Here is a 3,575-nt window from a genome sequence, read left to right as displayed (position 1 = left end):
CTAATAATAGGTTTAGTATTTTTAATAATATGAACTTTGCTAAAAGATGATCTTAGTTCAATAAATAATTCATCATTTAAGAGTCATTAACTTGTGGCGTTGATGAGCCAAGTGGCAAAGGTATCGTTGCCTGGACACCTTGCAGCCATTGAGCAAACGTGCTTTATTGAAATCAGTGACTGATTATTTTGGAATGTTTGCATTATGTGCCGCTGGCTCGCCTACCAAGGAACTCCTATCTACCTCGATCAACTGGTTTATCAACCGGAACACTCTCTCGTGCACCAAAGTTTAGAAGCGCGTAAAGCGGTCACCCGTGTCAACGCTGATGGGTTTGGGCTGGGTTGGTATACCGAACGCACTACACCCGGGCAGTTTCATGAAGTCTTACCCGCTTGGGGAGATGAAAACCTGCGATCCTTAACGCATCACATTCGTTCTCACCGTTTTATGGCACATGTGCGTTCGTCCACCGGAACGCAGGTTTCCCGTTCTAACTGTCATCCGTTTATTTTGGATCACTGGATGTTTTTACATAACGGGCAAATTGGTGAGTTTGAAAAAGTGAAATTCGCCTTAGAACGGCAGCTACCGGAATCGCTATACGTCAAGCGTGTTGGGACAACGGATAGTGAATTGATTTTTTTATTGATGATGAGTAATGGGTTACGCAGTCAGCCAGTACAAGCCATTACGACCACGATTGGTCAAATTGCGCAGGCTTTGGCGGAGAAACAGATAGTCACACCTTTTAAAGCTTCGATTTGTATCTCTGATGGGCAAGATTTTTGGTTAGTGCGTTATAGCTCTGATGGTAATCCGCCGACCGTGTTTAGTAAAAGCGAAGGCGATAATATGGTGGTTGCGTCAGAACCCCTTGACAGTGAAAGTGGTTGGCAAATGATTGAGCCGCAAACCATTACTCATGTGATTGGCGCTCAATGTACTGTGTATCCGATCACTTAGTTAGTGGTGGAAAACAATTAGTAATGTATTGATATATAAGATCTATTGGTTAATCGATTGCTCTCTCATGAGAGCAATTCTTTTTTGAAGTAAGATCTTGGTTTCTATGCGCCAAGTTTCATTTTATTAATGTGATTCTGATATAAACCGCGACTCATTTATTTCTATGATCTATAGAGAGTCGTTACTATGCGTATTGCGCCTGTTCCATCTATTCATTCCCCTCGTCTCAAACCTAACGCTTTACTATTGGCATTATCGTTAGCAGGATTACCGTCTTTTTCTTATGCATCAGATGCCTGCCAGTTTAGCGATATCACCCAAGCACAAGAGCCAATTTTAGCGATTAAAAATGCACAACCAGCCTGTTATAACTCGTGGTTTTATACCGATAGTAAAGCCATCTTGGGTCTATACAGTGAAAATAGTATAGACAGCATTAACCGAGCGCTGGCGTTAGAGGTTTCGCAATATCAAGGAACAGAAGCGCAAGCCAAATCTATTGCTAATTTGGGGGAGTTTATCCGTGCCGCTTATTATGTGCGCTATGGTGTAAAGCAAGAGTTTGGCGATTATTCGGATCAATTGAGTAATGCGATTGCGGATACGATTAACCAGTTTATGTTATCGCCTTATAGTTTGAGCTTAGGTCGTGAACAAGTGGCGGCCATGTCGAGCTTAACGTTAATGGTCGATAACGTGAAACGCCTACCTTCAACGATGGCGAATTTCATTGTGCTATTGGACGCCTTTAACCCACAAACGGCACAAGATGTGCAGTTTGTTGATGGTTTAAATAACTTATTTCGATCCATGAGCGGCCATGCTTCGCGTGATGATTTTTATCAAGACATTGAAGCCCATCCAGAATATTTGGAGACACTGTATCGTTTTGCCACTGAGCATGATTGGGCGTTAGGAACCAATGCCGATTTCATTTTGTACAATGCGGTGCGTGAAACGGGGCGCTTACTGGTTAGCCCTTACCCAAACACCAAAACTCGAGTCATTGCGATTTTAGAAAAAGTATTGGAGCGTTACCCGCTGGGTGGACGTAGCGATAAACTCTGGATTGCTGCGGTTGAAATGCTTTCTTACTACGCGCCAGAGACATTGGAAGCGCTTAATTTAACGCAAGCTAAGCAGCAACTTGAACAGCGTATCATGCCAAATCGCCATCAATGTGATGGGCCTGCTATTATCCGCTCGCAAGGCTTAACACCTCAGCAAGCAGAGCAAGCGTGTGGCATTTTGAATGAGAAAGAAGCGGATTTTCATACCGTTGCCAACACGGGTTTCACGCCCGTGGCCGATGATCTTAATCAACAAGTGGAAGTGGTGGTATTTGATAGCAACGAAAGTTATGTCAGTTATTCCAACTTCTTGTTTGGCAATACTACCAACAATGGCGGGCAATACCTTGAAGGTAACCCGGCTGATGCCAACAACACAGCGCGCTTTGTCGCTTATCGATATGCGCAGGATGAGGCGTTGTCTATTCTCAATTTAGAGCATGAATATGTGCATTATTTGGACGGACGCTACAACCAATACGGTTCGTTTTCTCTCAATTTAAGTGAAGGCCATATCGTGTGGTGGTTGGAAGGCTTCGCTGAATACATGCACTATAAAAAAGGCTACCAAGCGGCGGTAGACTTAATTGCTGAGAAAAAACTGAGCCTCACGCAAGTACTGGCCACTACTTATCAAAATGACACCAATCAAATTTATCGCTGGGGCTATTTAGCGGTTCGTTTTATGCTGGAAAACCATCCCAATGAAGTGGATCAACTGCTAGCGCTATCACGTAGTGGCGATTTCAAAGCATGGGCTGAGCAAGTGAAACGGATCGGTAAAAGCCTAGACAGCGAATTTTCAACTTGGTTGGACACTTTGACAACGGACAGTGGTAATCCAGACGATCCGACTGTGCCGCCAATTCAACCAGAAGACACGATGAATCATTTAGCGTTAGGGCAGAGTGCTACCTTGTCGGGTGAGCAGTACAGTGAACAACTCTATTATATTGATGTTCCAGATAATATCAGTGAATTGTCGATTAATATTAGCGGTGATGGTGACGCCGATCTTTATTTAAGTTATGAAAAAATTGCGCATTATTATGATTATCAAATAACAAATTTTGAACTGCATAGTAATGAAACAATTGCACTAGAAAAACAAGCCAATGGTACCGTTTTACCGGGTCGCTATTATTTTAGTATTACGGGTAGAGAAGCTTACCAGCGTGTTGAATTAAATACGAAAGTAAGTTACGCCATTACCGATAATACGCAAAAGCCTAGTGATGATTTAGCACCTGTTGTTCTCGAAAATCGTCAGCCAATGACGTTGGGTATTCATCAAACTCGCTATGCAGCGATTTATGTACCAGAGGGAATGAACAGTGTCAAAGTTTGGCTCCAGCCTATTGATGAGATGGCAGCCCACAATGTTGATCTTTATGCAGAAAGCGAGCACTGGCCTACATTGACTCATTTTGACCAAGCGTCTAAACGTGCTGATAGCTATGAGTATATTGAACTGCCAGTAACGCAAGCGGGCTATGTCCATTTCATGCTTAATGCACAGCAAGCCAATAGCCAAGT

Annotated in this window: 2 protein-coding genes; both read left to right on the top strand. The window is 43.1% G+C overall.

What is annotated here, in order from left to right:
• Positions 1–204: 204 nt before the first annotated feature.
• On the top strand, positions 205–966 hold the full coding sequence (locus tag AACQ17_RS07645; protein ID WP_017045106.1) for a class II glutamine amidotransferase: 762 nt from the start codon (positions 205–207) through the stop codon (positions 964–966).
• Between the two features lie 189 nt (positions 967–1,155).
• A partial coding sequence (locus tag AACQ17_RS07640; RefSeq protein WP_141201479.1) for a M9 family metallopeptidase occupies positions 1,156–3,575 on the top strand: 2,420 nt, incomplete at its 3' end.

The organism is Vibrio sp. V10_P2A27P122 (genome assembly GCF_963874335.1).
Lineage (GTDB): Bacteria > Pseudomonadota > Gammaproteobacteria > Enterobacterales > Vibrionaceae > Vibrio > Vibrio anguillarum.
This window is presented reverse-complemented; position numbering and strand designations above follow the sequence as displayed.